General features: G+C 59.3%; 1 protein-coding gene. It reads right to left on the bottom strand.

Features of this window, described 5'->3' with window-relative positions:
• Positions 1-337: DDE-type integrase/transposase/recombinase (locus tag XI08_RS04470; RefSeq protein ID WP_271573507.1), on the bottom strand; the 337-nt coding region annotated here is incomplete at both ends.

Genomic DNA, 337 nt, shown 5'->3' on the forward strand with positions numbered 1-337 from the left:
GCCGCGGCTTTGCGGATGATATGGGCGGCTGTGGATGACGGCGACGCCAAGCTTGAGCAGCCAGACCGAGAACCGTGTCCATCGTTCGCCGGAAGGATCACCCCAGGGCGAACCATTATCGACGAAGAAGGCCTCCGGGAGACCATAATGGCGAAAGGTCTTCTCCAGGCGGCTGCGCACGGTATCTGTGCGTTGATCTGCACAGGCCTGCAGGCACAGATCATAGCGCGAGTGGTCGTCCACGACCGTCAGAGGATGGCATTGGACATCATTGCCGAGCCGAACCCAGCCTTTGAAGTCCATCTGCCACAACAGATTGGGTGCCGGCATCTCAAAA

The sequence above is a fragment of the Bradyrhizobium sp. CCBAU 11361 genome (assembly GCF_028128935.1).
GTDB classification, from domain to species: Bacteria; Pseudomonadota; Alphaproteobacteria; order Rhizobiales; family Xanthobacteraceae; genus Bradyrhizobium; species Bradyrhizobium niftali.